Source organism: Cloacibacterium normanense (assembly GCF_002943105.1).
Lineage (GTDB): Bacteria > Bacteroidota > Bacteroidia > Flavobacteriales > Weeksellaceae > Cloacibacterium.
The window spans coordinates 80,245-94,036 of sequence record NZ_PTPZ01000009.1 but is presented as its reverse complement, the minus strand read 5'-3'; the positions used below and the strand labels follow the sequence as shown (position 1 = coordinate 94,036).

At 34.0% G+C, this 13,792-nt stretch carries 14 protein-coding genes; 5 read left to right on the top strand and 9 right to left on the bottom strand.

Annotated features, from left to right (window positions below):
• Positions 1-24 precede the first annotated feature (24 nt).
• Positions 25-1,926, top strand: coding sequence for an ATP-dependent DNA helicase RecQ (locus tag C3729_RS12290; RefSeq protein ID WP_104794420.1), 1,902 nt, complete (start codon positions 25-27; stop codon positions 1,924-1,926).
• A gap of 80 nt (positions 1,927-2,006) precedes the next feature.
• On the top strand, positions 2,007-2,957 hold the full coding sequence (fmt, locus tag C3729_RS12285; RefSeq protein WP_104794419.1) for a methionyl-tRNA formyltransferase: 951 nt from the start codon (positions 2,007-2,009) through the stop codon (positions 2,955-2,957).
• Between the two features lie 5 nt (positions 2,958-2,962).
• On the opposite strand, the gene C3729_RS12280 is transcribed toward fmt, so the two are convergent.
• The 4 genes from C3729_RS12280 to C3729_RS12265 all read right to left on the bottom strand — a co-directional run bounded on the left by C3729_RS12280 (position 2,963) and on the right by C3729_RS12265 (position 7,178).
• On the bottom strand, positions 2,963-3,544 hold the full coding sequence (locus tag C3729_RS12280; protein WP_104794418.1) for a YdeI/OmpD-associated family protein: 582 nt from the start codon (positions 3,542-3,544) through the stop codon (positions 2,963-2,965).
• 64 nt (positions 3,545-3,608) lie between these two features.
• Positions 3,609-4,730: a 3,4-dihydroxy-2-butanone-4-phosphate synthase gene (gene ribB, locus C3729_RS12275; RefSeq protein WP_104794417.1), complete on the bottom strand. Its 1,122-nt coding sequence runs from the start codon at positions 4,728-4,730 to the stop codon at positions 3,609-3,611.
• Positions 4,731-4,822: 92 nt separating this feature from the next.
• Complete coding sequence (gene murB, locus C3729_RS12270) at positions 4,823-5,842, bottom strand: UDP-N-acetylmuramate dehydrogenase (RefSeq protein WP_104794416.1); 1,020 nt, start codon at positions 5,840-5,842, stop codon at positions 4,823-4,825.
• 142 nt (positions 5,843-5,984) lie between these two features.
• Positions 5,985-7,178, bottom strand: coding sequence for a pyridoxal phosphate-dependent aminotransferase (locus tag C3729_RS12265; RefSeq protein WP_104794415.1), 1,194 nt, complete (start codon positions 7,176-7,178; stop codon positions 5,985-5,987).
• Positions 7,179-7,282: 104 nt separating this feature from the next.
• On the opposite strand from C3729_RS12265, the gene C3729_RS12260 reads away from it, so the two are divergent.
• Complete coding sequence (locus tag C3729_RS12260; RefSeq protein ID WP_104794414.1) at positions 7,283-7,741, top strand: DUF1801 domain-containing protein; 459 nt, start codon at positions 7,283-7,285, stop codon at positions 7,739-7,741.
• A gap of 31 nt (positions 7,742-7,772) precedes the next feature.
• Here the strand turns inward: C3729_RS12260 and murA are convergent, their stop codons facing one another.
• The 4 genes from murA to C3729_RS12240 are packed head-to-tail and all read right to left on the bottom strand — an operon-like array spanning position 7,773 to position 10,656.
• A complete protein-coding gene (gene murA / locus C3729_RS12255) occupies positions 7,773-9,086 on the bottom strand; it encodes a UDP-N-acetylglucosamine 1-carboxyvinyltransferase (RefSeq protein WP_104794413.1) in 1,314 nt (437 codons plus the stop codon).
• Positions 9,086-9,712, bottom strand: a complete 627-nt coding sequence (locus tag C3729_RS12250) for a DUF4290 domain-containing protein (RefSeq protein WP_104794412.1) — start codon at positions 9,710-9,712, stop codon at positions 9,086-9,088. Before C3729_RS12250 ends, murA begins: the two co-directional genes overlap by 1 nt.
• A gap of 46 nt (positions 9,713-9,758) precedes the next feature.
• Positions 9,759-10,163 carry a thiol-disulfide oxidoreductase DCC family protein gene (locus C3729_RS12245; RefSeq protein ID WP_104794411.1) on the bottom strand — a complete coding sequence of 135 codons (405 nt, stop codon included), beginning with the start codon at positions 10,161-10,163 and terminating at the stop codon, positions 9,759-9,761.
• Position 10,164: 1 nt separating this feature from the next.
• On the bottom strand, positions 10,165-10,656 hold the full coding sequence (locus C3729_RS12240; protein ID WP_104794410.1) for a heme-binding domain-containing protein: 492 nt from the start codon (positions 10,654-10,656) through the stop codon (positions 10,165-10,167).
• 253 nt (positions 10,657-10,909) lie between these two features.
• On the opposite strand from C3729_RS12240, the gene der reads away from it, so the two are divergent.
• Together der and upp are read left to right on the top strand one after the other, a co-directional pair.
• The gene (der, locus tag C3729_RS12235) at positions 10,910-12,217 is read left to right on the top strand and encodes a ribosome biogenesis GTPase Der (RefSeq protein WP_069799639.1); all 1,308 of its coding nucleotides are present in this window, start codon (positions 10,910-10,912) and stop codon (positions 12,215-12,217) included.
• Positions 12,218-12,351: 134 nt separating this feature from the next.
• Entirely contained in the window at positions 12,352-13,002 is a 651-nt protein-coding gene (gene upp, locus C3729_RS12230; protein ID WP_069799638.1) for a uracil phosphoribosyltransferase, read from the top strand.
• Between the two features lie 3 nt (positions 13,003-13,005).
• Here the strand turns inward: upp and C3729_RS12225 are convergent, their stop codons facing one another.
• Positions 13,006-13,656 carry a ComF family protein gene (locus C3729_RS12225; RefSeq protein WP_104794409.1) on the bottom strand — a complete coding sequence of 217 codons (651 nt, stop codon included), beginning with the start codon at positions 13,654-13,656 and terminating at the stop codon, positions 13,006-13,008.
• Between the last annotated feature and the right edge of the window lie 136 nt (positions 13,657-13,792).

Genomic DNA, 13,792 nt, shown 5'->3' with positions numbered 1-13,792 from the left:
AAACTAAATTCTTAAATTTACCAAATGCAATCTTCTCATTATTTAGCTGAACTCACACAGAAAACCCTTTCTCATTTTTGGGGATATCAAGATTTCAGGGATTCACAACAAGACATCATTCATGCGGTTATTGCAGGTAAAGATACCATTGCACTTTTACCAACTGGTGGTGGTAAATCTCTTTGTTATCAGCTTCCAGCTTTGGTTTTAGAAGGCACTTGTTTGGTGATTTCTCCACTTTTGGCTTTAATGAAAGACCAAGTTCAGCAGTTGAAATTAAGAGGAATAGAGGCAGAATATTTAAGTTCGGAATTAGATGAATTGCAACAAGAAGAAATTTACGGCAGATGCATAGAAGGAATTACCAAATTGCTTTATATTTCTCCAGAAAGACTACAAAATCGCCAATTTTTAGAAAGAATTGAAGAAATTCAGATTTCATTTATTGCAGTAGATGAAGCGCACTGTATTTCTGAATGGGGACAAGATTTCAGACCGAGTTATCAAAATATTAAAAATTTCAGAACGCTTTTTAAGAATGTTCCTTGTCTTGCGCTTACAGCTACAGCGACTCCAAAAGTTTTAGAAGACATTAAACTGAAATTAGGATTTACTCAATATCAAATTTTTAGAAAAAGTTTTAAAAGAGAGAATATCAGCATTTTTAATGATGAAGTAGCAGATAAATATCAGAGAGTTTTAGATTTGTTAAAACACAACCAAAATTCAGGGATTATTTACACCAGAACCAGAAAAGAAGCTGAAAATTTAACGGAGTTTTTGCAAAAAAATAAACTCAAAAATGTAGATTTTTTTCACGCAGGACTTTCTGTGAAAGAAAAACATCAGAAGCAAGAAAAATGGCTCAAAAGCAACCAAAATGTATTGATTTCTACCAACGCTTTTGGGATGGGAATTGATAAAGAAAATGTGAGATTTGTAATCCATCTTTCACCAGCGCCATCCTTAGAAAACTACTATCAGGAAATCGGAAGAGCAGGTAGAGATGGCGAGAAAAGTTATGCTTTTTTACTTTGGAATGAGCAAGAATTACTAAATTTAGACGATGTTTTTTATAATCAAACTCCTTCTAAATCAGAGTTTTTGAAAGTAATTTCTTATCTGTATTCTACTTTCATGATTGCCGAAAATGAATTACCAGAAAATATTTTTGAACTGAACATTTCTAAAATTCAAAACTTTACTAAAATCTCTCAAGCCAAGATTAGAAATGTACTTAATTTTCTGCATAATCAAGAATTAATTTATCTCAATACTTCTAAAAATTTATCTACTTTAGAATTGAAATTTGAGGTAAATGATTTAGAAAATTTGCAGAAAAAGGACAGTTATTTTATAGAATTATTGCTCAGATGTGTTGACGGTTTGTCTAGGCACAGAGTTCAGTTTAGCGAAGCGAATACTTGCAAAAAATTAGGAGTTGCCGCGCAAGAACTTAAAGAAAGACTGAAAGAAATTCACCATAAAGGATATATAGATTATCTAGACGGAAGTTTAGATTCTATCAAATTTTTGAAACCTAGAGAAGACCGAACTTTTTCTGGGAAATGGTGGAATCTTTTCGAGCAAATTCAGAAAAATAAATTGCAGAAATGGGAAGAAATGAAATTTTACACCAGAAATCACGATTGCTGTAAAATGAAACTTATTCTTACTTATTTCGGCGAAAAAGAGACGAAAAACTGCGGAAATTGCTATGTTTGCACCGCCAAAAATCCTAAAACCAATCCTATTAGTGCAGAAAGACAAATTCTAGATATTCTACAGCAAAAACCAGCAACTTTAGATGATTTAAATGCTATTTTGTTAGAATATTCCAGAGAGAAAATTCAAGAAGTGCTTATCTTTTTGCTTGATTTAGGAAAAATTAGAATGTTAGATTTTAGAACGTATACTATACGATAATAAGTTTCGCTCCATAGGAGCGAAAGGTTTGTAGAAATTTTTTAAAAAAAGAGAAAAGCTCCGTAGGAGCGATACAAAATATGAAAAATTTAAAAGTTGTTTTTTTCGGGACGCCAGATTTTGCCGCAAAATCTTTAGAAGCAATTCATCATTCTCATCACGAAATCGTGGGAGTAGTTACTGTTGCAGATAAACCTTCTGGTCGTGGACAAAAATTAACCGAATCTCCTGTTAAAAAATACGCCGTAGAAAATAATTTGCCTATTTTTCAGCCAGAGAAACTCAGAAATCCAGAATTTTTGGAAGAAATGAGAAAGCTAGATGCGGATGTTTTCGTGGTGGTAGCCTTTAGAATGATGCCAAAAGTATTATTTGAAATGCCAAAAATGGGAACTTTCAATCTTCACGCAAGTTTATTGCCTGATTACAGAGGTGCGGCTCCAATCAATTTTGCGATTATCAACGGCGAAGAAAAAACGGGTGCTACAACTTTCTTTATCAATGAAAAGATAGATGAAGGAAACATTCTTTTGCAAGAAGAATTGCCTATTTCACCAGATGAAAATGCAGGAAGTTTGCATGATCGATTGATGGAAATGGGTGCAAAACTGGTAGTGAAAACATTAGATGGTTTAGCTGAAAATTCAATCACAGAACAACCCCAACCACAAGTTGCAGAACCTAAAAATGCTTTCAAAATTTTCAAAGAAGACACGAGAATTCATTGGAATCAAGAAACGGTTAAGGTTCATAATTTCATCAGAGGAATGTCGCCTTATCCTTGCGCTTTTACCACTTTGAAAATCGGTGAAGAAACAAAAGGTTTGAAGATTTATGCAGGAACTTTTGAAGTTTCAGAACATCAGAAAACGGCTGGAACTCTAGAAATTTCTAAAAATATTTTTAGAATTTATACCAAAGATGGCTTTTATCAGCCTACAGAAGTTCAGTTAGAAGGAAAAAAACGAATGAATGTGAAAGATTTCTTAAACGGATTTCACAGTTTCGAGAATATAAAAATAGCGCAATAAAGGCGCTATTTTTTTGTGTATTTATTATCTTTCCAAGCGTTGGTTTGGTTTTCAGAATCGGCAATTAATTGCTGAAGTCTTTTTAATTGAGTCACTTCTTGTTTAGCATTTATTACCCAATGTATAGATATTTTCTTGTAAGAAGGGGCTAAGTTTTCAAAATATTGCCAAGCTTTTTTATGGGCTTTAAAAAGTTTTAAAAATTCTTCAGGAAATTCTTTAGGATTATTTTCGTGCGAATAAATTTTCGATTTGTGTTCTTTTCTTTTTTCAAAAGCGGCAATTCCTGCGGGAAACATGAGTCCTTTTTCGGTGAGTTCTTCTATTTTTTTTATGTTGACGGCGCTCCAAATGCTTATAGATTTTCTTGGCGTAAATCTTATTTGATAACTTTTTTTGTCAATAGATTTTCTAATGCCATCAATCCATCCGAAACATAAAGCTTGGTCCACAGATTCGCTCCAAGTCATGCTTGATTTTTTAGTTCCTACTTTATAAAAACCAACCAAAAGTTCAGATTCTTTCTGATGATTTTCTTCAAGCCATTTTCTGAAGTCATCTTGTGTTGAGAAAAACTTAGTTTCCATTTAGTAAATATAAAAAAATAGCGTAGAAAATTCTACGCTATTTTCGATTAATATTTTTAAGATTTTACATCTGTACCATTTCGGTAATTTCTACACCATAACCAGCCACAAGCGGTTTCTGATTAGGATTTTGAGTAATCACTCTGAATTTAGTAATACCTAATTTTTTAAGAATTTGAGTTCCAATTCCGTATTCTATGAAATTAGCAGTAAGCGTTGGTCTTGCAACTTGTCCGTCTTGATAATTCAAGAATTGTTGTAATTTTCTCATCGTGAGTTCTGCATTAGACACATTATTGATGAAAATAAGCGCTCCTTTTCCTTCCGCATTAATCATATTGGTTACTTTTTCCAGTTGAGGATTTTCACCGTTAATCAATCTGCTTAAAACATCAAAATAAGCACTAGAAGACTGAACTCTTACTAAAACAGGGTCATCTATTTCCCAATTTCCTTTGGTTAAAGCAAAGTGAATTTGGTCTGTATGTTTTTCTTGGAATGCATGGAAATCAAACTCCCCGAAAGCGGTTTTTACTCTTCTAGACTCTATTTCGTTTACCAAATCACCTTTTTTCAATTGGTAATTGATTAAATCTTCGATAGAAATGATTTTAAGGTCTAACTTTTTAGCCAAAACCACCAATTCTGGTAATCTTGCCATGGTTCCATCTTCGTTCATAATTTCGCAGATGACACCACCTTCTTTCAGTCCAGCTAATTTGGTTAAATCAATCGCAGCTTCTGTATGGCCAGCTCTTTTTAGAACGCCACCCGTTTTTGCACGAAGCGGAAAAATGTGACCAGGTCTCATGAAATCTGTTGGCTTGGTCTTTTCGTCCATCAAAGCCAAAATCGTTTTTGCTCTATCACTAGCCGAAATTCCTGTAGAAACACCGTCTCCTAATAAATCGATAGAAACGGTAAAAGCAGTTTCTTTCGGGTCTGTACTTCTAGAAACCATGGCTTCAAGACCTAGTTCATCACATCTTTTTTCAGGAAGTGGAGTACAAATAAGACCACGACCATGAATGGTCATGAAATTGATGATTTCTGGAGTAGTAAGTTCGGCAGCAGAAAGAAAATCGCCCTCATTTTCGCGGTTTTCATCATCTACTACGATGATTACTTTACCATTTTTAAGGTCTTCTATTGCTTCAGGAATTGTATTGAGTTTAATTTCAGACATTTTTACTTTTAATTTTGCGCAAATATAAGCATTAGTGATTAGTTTTCTGAGATTCAATGTGACGAATTAATCAATTGATTTTATTGATAACTCTATAAAATATTCACTTCTCTTTCGAGTTCTATTCCGTATTTTTCTTTTACAGAGTCAATAATCTGCGTAGAGAAATCGTAAATTTCTTTTCCTGATGCGTTTCCAGTGGCGTTAATGATGACCAAGGCTTGTAATTTATGAGAAGCTACATTTCCTATTTGTTTGCCTTTCCAGCCTGCATTTTCTATGAGCCAACCTGCAGGAACTTTTACAAAATTTCCATTGGCATACCCTTGAATTTCTGGGAATTTTTCCTTTAAATTTTCAAATTGTGTCAAAGGAATGCTTGGGTTTTTGAAGAAACTTCCAGCGTTTCCAATTTCGGCAGGATTGGGCAGTTTGCTTTGTCTGATATTAATTACCGCTTTAGAAACCTCTTGAATAGTAGGATTTTCAATTCCTAAATTTTTTAATTCTGTAGAAATTGCTCCATATTCTGTTTTGATGTGATGGTTTTGGGTAGTCAGTTTAAACGTGACTTCTACAATTACATATTTTCCTTTGGCAGAAGTTTTAAAGATAGAATCTCTGTAACCGAATTTGCAATCTTCCAATGATAATTCTTCAATTTCTGAAGTTTCTAAATTTAGAGCTTTGCAAGAAACGAAATGGTCTTTAATTTCTGTTCCATAAGCGCCAATATTCTGAATAGGACAAGTTCCCACATTTCCCGGAATGAGGGAAAGATTTTCTAATCCGCCATAATTTTTAGAAAGTGTGTACAGTACAAATTCATGCCAGTTTTCTCCCGCTTTTGCAGAAACGTGCACATGATTTTCGTCTAAAATTTCTTCGGAAATCCCTTTTAAATTTAATTTAATGACCAATCCATCAAAATCTTGGGTGAAGAGCAAATTGCTTCCGCCACCTAAAAAAAGGATTTTAATATGATTGATTTTGGCAAATTCTGTGGCATATTTTAGCTCGTGTAAATCATGTACTTCGGCAAAATAATGTGCTTTTGCTTCGACACCAAATGTATTGTAATTCTTTAAAGAGATATTTTCTTGAATTTTCATTTTTTTTCAAAAGTCTTTTTGACTGCAAAGTATTTGCGAAGCCTTCAGTTTCTAATTTTACAAATTTACTGAAAATAAGTTTTGCGAAAAGGAAATTGATTAAATCAAAAAAAAACGAACCGAAGTCCGTTTTTAAAAATTTTTATTTTTTGTATTGCTCTAAAGCGATTTTGATTAATTCTACGCTTCTTCGCAAGTCTTCTTCTTTTAGAACGTAAGCAATTCTTACTTGTTTTTTCCCGAGTTCTGGAACCGAATAAAAACCTGAAGCTGGTGCTACCATTACGGTTTCGCCATTGTCAGAAAAATGTTCGAGTAACCATTGTGCAAAATCATCTGCATCTTCTACTGGTAATTCTGCTACACAGTAAAATGCACCTTTTGGAGTTGGGCATTTCACACCCGGAATTTCGTTTAATAATTCTACCAAAAGATTTCTACGTTTGGTATATTCTTCGCGAACCGATTGAATGTATTCTGCGTCATTATCATGTGCTGCAGTTGCTAAAATCTGACCAATAAGCACTGGAGAAAGTCTTGCCTGAGCAAATTTCATGGCAGCATCATGAAGCGTTTTAGAACGAGTAACCAAACAACCAATTCTTACGCCACACATAGAATAACGCTTAGATTCTGAATCGATGATGATAGAATGTTCCGCAATTTCTGGAAATTCTAGCATAGATACTTGCTTCTCGCCATCATAAACATATTCTCTGTAAACTTCGTCTGAAATGATAACAATATCATGTTTCAAAGCAATTTCTGCTAATTTTTGTAATTCTTCTCTGGTATAGAGATAACCAGTAGGATTTCCAGGGTTACAAACGATAATTGCTCTGGTTTTATCTGTAATTTTCTTCTCAAATTCTTCAATAGAAGGTAAAGCAAAACCAGTATCAATAGTAGAAGGAACGGCTACCACTTTTACGCCAATAGCATTGGTAAATCCGTTATAATTCGCATAATAAGGTTCTGGAATAATGATTTCGTCTCCGTCATCACACAATACAGAAAGTGCAAAATTTAGTGCTTCAGAACCACCATTGGTTACAATGAAATTATCCGTAGTTAAATCGGTAAAACCAAGAGAATGGTAGTATTTTTCTAATTGTTTTCTGTACTCTAAATTTCCTTCAGAAAGGGCGTATTCTAGAACTTTTAAATCGATATTTTTCAGTGCATCAAGAGCGGTTTTTGGCGTTTCGATGTCTGGTTGACCAATGTTCAGGTGATACACTTTTGTGCCTTTTGCTTTAGCAGCAATCGCATAAGGAACTAACTTTCTAATTGGTGAAGCAGGCATTCTTCCTGCTCTTACTGATGTTTTTGGCATATCTGAAATTTTGTAGCACAAAAGTAATGAAATTTTTTGATGAAGTAGTGGTATCTCGAAGAGGTAATGTATTGATTTATTTTTAAATTTGATAAAAATTGAAAATGAAAATAGAAGCCCAATCTGTTCAAGAATATTTAGAAAATCTTCCCGAAGAGCGAAAAGAACCCATAGAAAAATTGAGAAAAATTATTTCTGAAAATTTACCTAATGGTTTCGAAGAACAGTTGAGCTATGGAATGATAGGTTATGTAGTTCCGAAAAGTATGTATCCTAAAGGTTATCATTGTACTCCAGAATTGCCTTTGCCATTTCTTAGTATAGCTTCGCAGAAAAATTCTATTAATCTTTATCACATGGGAATTTATGCTGATGAAAAACTCTTGCATTGGTTTCAAGAAGAGTTTTCGAAATATTCTGAAAAAAAATTAGACATGGGGAAATCTTGTATGCGTTTTAAAAAACCCGAGGATATTCCGTATGAATTGATTGGAGAATTGGCTCGAAAAATGACTCCACAAGATTGGATTGAAAAGTATGAAAATGCTTTTGTGAAGAAATAAAAAACGCAACTTGAAAAAGTTGCGTTTTGTTTTATAATTGAATTCTTTCGATATCTGCTCCTATAGCTTTTAGTCTTCCATCGATGTTTTCATAACCTCTGTCAATTTGTTCAATGTTATGGATAATTGATTTTCCTTCTGCAGAAAGTGCCGCGATAAGAAGTGCATTTCCTGCTCTAATATCTGGCGAAGTCATGTTGGTTCCACGCAATGGGAATTCATGGTTAAGACCTACTACAGTTGCTCTGTGAGGATCACACAGAATAATCTGAGCGCCCATATCAATCAATTTATCTACAAAGAATAATCTCGATTCAAACATTTTTTGGTGAATCAAAACAGTTCCTTTGGCTTGAGTAGCCACTACCAAAACGATAGACAATAAATCTGGTGTAAATCCTGGCCAAGGTGCGTCTGAAACCGTCAAAATAGAACCGTCAATAAATTTTTGAATTTTATAATGTTCTTGTTCTGGAATGTAGATGTCATCACCGCTTTGTTCCAATTGAATTCCTAATTTTCTGAAAACATTCGGGATAATTCCTAATTGGTTCCAATGTACATTTTTAATGGTCATTTCAGAACGTGTCATTGCTGCAAGACCAATCCAAGAACCAATTTCTACCATATCTGGTAGCATGGTGTGCTCTGTTCCATGAAGATGAGAAACGCCTTCGATGGTTAATAAATTAGAGCCAATTCCTTCAATTTTTGCGCCCATTCTATTGAGCATTCTGCATAATTGCTGAAGGTAAGGTTCGCAAGCTGCATTGTAAATTCTGGTTTTTCCTTTGGCTAAAACTGCAGCCATAATGATATTGGCAGTTCCCGTTACAGAAGCTTCTTCTAATAAAATAAATTTACCGCGAAGTTCTTTAGCCTTTAAAGTATAGAAATATTCAGTTTCGTCATAATTAAATTCTGCGCCGAGTTCTACAAATCCTTGAAAGTGAGTATCTAATCTTCTTCTTCCAATTTTGTCACCACCTGGAGTTGGCATATATGCTTCGCCAAATCTAGCAAGCATAGGTCCAAGAATCATGATAGAACCACGTAATTTGGCTCCATCTTTTTTAAATTCTTTAGATTTTATGTAATCAAAGTTAACTTGGTCTGCTTTAAAAGTATAATCACCGTGCGCATTTTTAGTAATCTTCACCCCGAAATCTCCCAGAATTTCGATAAGGCGGTTTACGTCATGAATATCTGGAATATTTTTAATTCTCACTTCTTCGTCAGTTAAAAGCACTGCACAAAGAATTTGCAACGCTTCATTTTTTGCGCCTTGTGGTGTGATTTCGCCGTGTAATTTTTTTCCTCCTCTTATTTGAAATGCTTCACTCATTATCTTTTTCGGTTTTTATTATGGTTGTTGAAACGTTTTTTAGGGTTGTTTTTTTGGTTTTTATTCTTGTTGGTAGAGTAATAAATTCTGCTTTTTTCGAGAGAATCTATACTGGTAAGGTCTAATCTGTTTTCTGATAGTTCCTTTAAGTGACGGAAGATTACCTCATCCTGTACGTGTTCTTTGTTGTACACATTATAAGATTTCTTCATGTTATTGGCAATTACTTCTATCAAAGCTTCTTTTTCTTCTCCATCTTCTAGTTCTATGGCTTTGTCTATCAATTGAAGGATGCTTTTGCCGTAGAATTTATAATCTCCCTGAAGTTTTGGGTACTCCATTTTATTGGGTTTCTGTGCTAATTCTTCTCTGGTAGGGAAAGGATAGGGAGCATCTACATCTAAGTCATACTCTGCTAATATAAAAAGATGATCCCAAAGTTTATGTTTATAATTTTCCTCGTCACGAAGGTGCGGATTTCTCTGCCCCATGAAATCTACAATTGCGGCAGCCATTTCGTTGCGTTCTTCTTTGGTAGGAAGTTCCTTGCAACGTTCTACGAGCTGCTGAATATTTCGACCATATTCTGGTAAATGGAGACGAGTTCTTTGTGTATTGTATTCCATAATTGCAAAGATAGTGATTAGAATGATAAAGCACTAATTTCGGTAATTAGTCTATGAATTTTTTCTGTTGTTCTGGAGTGAGTATTGCGCAAGAATTCTTTATCAATCGATGGCGATTTCTTGCAATACAATCATAAACCCAATCTCTCAAAAATCTAGGAATGATTCTAAAAATTGATGCTAATGAATATATTCCGCCTAATTTTTCGGCAATGGTGATGGCTGCATTAGATTTGTTGAGATAATATTTTTCTGGCTTCCAGAGATAAATAGTGTTGAGGTTTTCTTGTTCTAAACCTCTTTGTTTTAGAAATTCTTGCCCAAATTTTCCTTGTAAAGAAGCAAATAGGAATTGGTCTTTGGAGTCGTTTTTTAAAATCCAATGTACCCAAAAATTGCAGAAACCACAGTCTCCGTCGTAGAAGAGGTAAAATTTATTTTGGTCTATCAAATTATTCTTCCTTAATTTTTAGTTGTTCATCTGTTAGATTGTTCATCATCGCAGTTACTTCTTTGATAGAAATGAAATACGCCTGTAGTTTTTGTTTTTGTTCAGGAGTAAGTTTTGCATCTTGATGAATGAGAAGGTAAGATTCTAATGGCATTTTGCCTTCTTCTATTTCGTGAGCAGATTTTTTAAGTTTTTTAGCTTGTCTTAGTGGTTTGTAAGTGGCAAATGTAGAAAAATTAAGTTCTTTTCTTCCCTCGTCTATGTGGTCTTTTACCAACCAACCGAATGGCTGAATATTGGTATACCAAGGATATGTAGATTCGTTTGAGTGACAATCATAGCAACTTGTTTTGATGAGTTGAGCTACATCTTCAGGTGTTTTTTTTATGGTTAAAAAATCCATGTTTTTGTCTACTGGTGGATTGGTTTTATCAATTTGAAAAAATTGTAATAACGCAAAAGCCAGAACTAAAAGAAAAAATAGTTTTTTCATGATTGGTTTTTATTTGATGTGTGAAGTTACAAAATATATTCATATTTTTCTAAGTTGTCATCCTTTTAGTCAAATTTTATGAATTTCATATCATCGAAAAAATTCTTCATTAGAATTGAAAATCATGACCTTATTCAATAAATAAATTTAAAATCTTATCTTTGCAAAAATTTTAAGGCTCCCAAAGTGGGAGATACCTAATTAATAACTTAATCCTATTTTATAATTTTTAGGGATTATTAATACAATTTTTATGAGTAATATCGTTGCAATCGTTGGGCGTCCCAACGTAGGAAAATCCACATTATTTAATCGTTTATTAGAAAGAAGAGAAGCCATCGTAGATTCTACAGCTGGTGTAACCAGAGACCGTCATTATGGTAAATCTGACTGGAATGGAGTAGACTTTACCGTAATAGATACTGGTGGTTATGATGTAGGTAGTGATGATATCTTCGAAGAAGAAATCCGTAAACAAGTTCAGTTGGCAGTAGATGAAGCCACTTCTATCATTTTTATGGTAAACGTAGAAGAAGGACTTCAAGATATAGACCACGAAATCTATAATCTTTTAAGAAAAGCCAATAAACCTCTATATTTAGTGGTAAACAAAGTAGATTCTGCTAAAGAAATGCTTGCTGCTACAGAATTTTATCAGTTAGGAGTAGAAAAATATTATACGCTTTCTTCTGCTACAGGTTCTGGAACGGGTGAATTGTTAGATGACCTAGTTGCAGATTTCCCAACTACAGAATACAAAGATCCTTTCGAAGGTTTACCTAAAATTACCATTGCAGGAAGACCAAACGTAGGAAAATCTACGCTTACCAATGCACTTTTGGATGATAACAGAAACATTGTTACTGATATTGCTGGTACAACCAGAGATTCCATCGAAACGTTATATAATAAATTCGGGCATGAGTTTGTGTTGGTAGATACTGCAGGAATGCGTAGAAAGTCTAAAGTTTCTGAAGACTTAGAATTCTATTCAGTAATGCGCTCTATTAGAGCGATTGAGCATTCTGATGTGGTGATTATCATGGTAGATGCTACTTTAGGTTGGGAGTCTCAGGATATGAACATCTTCTCTTTGGCTCAAAAAAATAGAAAAGGAATCGTAATTGTAGTGAATAAGTGGGATTTGGTAGAAAAAGAAACCAATACCATGAGAGATTTCGAAAATAAAATCAAAGAAAAAATCGCTCAGTTTAATGACGTTCCTATTCTTTTTGTTTCTGCATTAACAAAACAAAGAATCTTAAAAGCGGTAGAAACTGCCATGATGGTTTATGAAAATCGTAAGAAAAGAATCAAAACTTCTAAGCTTAACGAAATTTTATTACCAATTATTGAGCAAACTCCACCACCTGCAATCAAAGGTAAATATGTGAAAATTAAATATATTACCCAATTGCCAACTCCAGTTCCGCAATTTGCGTTTTTCTGTAATCTACCACAGTATGTGAAAGAACCTTACAGAAGATTCATCGAAAACCAATTGCGTAAGCAATTTGATTTTACGGGAGTTCCTATTGATGTATATTTCAGACAAAAATAATTTACCAACCCTTTTAGAATTCTAAATTCTGAAAGGGTTTTTAATTAAAATCGAATTGATGTTCAAAATCATTTTAAACAGACAAAAAATATCAATAAATTTGTAAAATATTCAATTAAACAAATCTGCACAACATGGTTACCGTATTATCAGAAAATTTCTCATTAGTCAATTCTTGGATCAACGAACTAAGAAACGTAGAAACACAAACCAATAGAGCCAATTTCCGTAAAAGCATGGAAAGAATCGGCGAAATTGCAGCTTTTGAAATTTCTAAAGGTTTAGAAGTCAAAGAAATAGAAATTTCTACTCCATTAGACAAAATTATGGTGAAAGAAATTGCAGTTCAACCTGTAATTACGACTATTTTGAGAGCAGGAGTTCCGCTTTTTGAAGGAATTCTGAATTATTTTGACAAAGCAGACTGTGGTTTCGTAGCTGCTTACAGAAAACACGATGCCAATGATTATTTCTCTATCAAACAAGATTATCTTACTTGTCCTAGTGTTGACGGAAGACCATTAATCGTAGCAGATCCCATGCTAGCAACTGGCGCAAGTTTAATTGAAGCGCTGAAAGATTTATTAAACCACGGAACACCTTCTCAATTGCACATTGTAGCCGTTATTGCAAGTAAACAAGGTGTAGAAACACTTTCCAATGCATTTCCAGATGCGCATATTTGGGTAGGAGCCATCGATGAAAATCTTACGTCAAAAGGTTATATTTCTCCAGGATTAGGAGATGCAGGAGATTTGTCTTACGGACAAAAATTACAGAGATAATCACTACGAATCAAAAGCCATCACCAAAACGCTAACTTCATTCCTTGGATTTTTCAAAATTTCCCAAGCAATGGCGCTTATTGTATTTCCCGTGGTGAAAACATCGTCTATTAACAAAACATGTTTCCCAGAAATTTCTTCGGTGAGCGAGAAATCGTATTTCGTTTCGGCGCGGTGAGATTTGTCTTTTTGGGCTTGTGCTTTTTGGTAAGAATTTCTTTTGAGCGCTTCTTTATGATGTGGGATTTCCCAATTTTTAGATAGAATATCGGCAAAAAGATGCAACTGATTATAACCTCGTTTTTTTAATTTTTTAGGATGAAGCGGAACCGTAATTAAAACATCTGGTTTTTCTGAAAGGTAAATTCTTTCCAAAGTCCATTCAGCCATGATTTTTCCAACTTTTTCCTGAGAACGATATTTGAGTTGGTGAATAATTTTCTGGCTCAATGCTTCTTCTTGAAATTCCATCACAGCATAAGCATTTTTCACGGGAAATAAAAGCTTACATCTCTGTTTCAGAGGATTTTCTTCGTAGAAATTAAAATGAGAAAACTTAATTTGAGGGAAACATACATGGCAAACCAATTCGTCTTTTGAAATGATGGTATTACAATGTAGACATCTGTTCGGGAACAGTAAATCAAGCAGCATAGAAAATGGTTTTTAGTTTTAGAAAACTAAAATAGTGAAAAATAATAAACCAACCCGCTTTTTATGATTGATTTTGATGATGTTTTCTCCCAGATTTGGCTGATTATATCTGCTAAATCTGCTTTATTAGCAAGAG

Coding starts and splice junctions, on each gene's coding strand:
- C3729_RS12290 (WP_104794420.1), top strand. CDS start 25: ATGCAATCTTCTCATTATTTAGCTGAACTCACACAGAAAACCCTTTCT.
- fmt (WP_104794419.1), top strand. CDS start 2,007: ATGAAAAATTTAAAAGTTGTTTTTTTCGGGACGCCAGATTTTGCCGCA.
- C3729_RS12280 (WP_104794418.1), bottom strand. CDS start 3,544: ATGGAAACTAAGTTTTTCTCAACACAAGATGACTTCAGAAAATGGCTT.
- ribB (WP_104794417.1), bottom strand. CDS start 4,730: ATGTCTGAAATTAAACTCAATACAATTCCTGAAGCAATAGAAGACCTT.
- murB (WP_104794416.1), bottom strand. CDS start 5,842: ATGAAAATTCAAGAAAATATCTCTTTAAAGAATTACAATACATTTGGT.
- C3729_RS12265 (WP_104794415.1), bottom strand. CDS start 7,178: ATGCCAAAAACATCAGTAAGAGCAGGAAGAATGCCTGCTTCACCAATT.
- C3729_RS12260 (WP_104794414.1), top strand. CDS start 7,283: ATGAAAATAGAAGCCCAATCTGTTCAAGAATATTTAGAAAATCTTCCC.
- murA (WP_104794413.1), bottom strand. CDS start 9,086: ATGAGTGAAGCATTTCAAATAAGAGGAGGAAAAAAATTACACGGCGAA.
- C3729_RS12250 (WP_104794412.1), bottom strand. CDS start 9,712: ATGGAATACAATACACAAAGAACTCGTCTCCATTTACCAGAATATGGT.
- C3729_RS12240 (WP_104794410.1), bottom strand. CDS start 10,656: ATGAAAAAACTATTTTTTCTTTTAGTTCTGGCTTTTGCGTTATTACAA.
- der (WP_069799639.1), top strand. CDS start 10,910: ATGAGTAATATCGTTGCAATCGTTGGGCGTCCCAACGTAGGAAAATCC.
- upp (WP_069799638.1), top strand. CDS start 12,352: ATGGTTACCGTATTATCAGAAAATTTCTCATTAGTCAATTCTTGGATC.
- C3729_RS12225 (WP_104794409.1), bottom strand. CDS start 13,656: ATGCTGCTTGATTTACTGTTCCCGAACAGATGTCTACATTGTAATACC.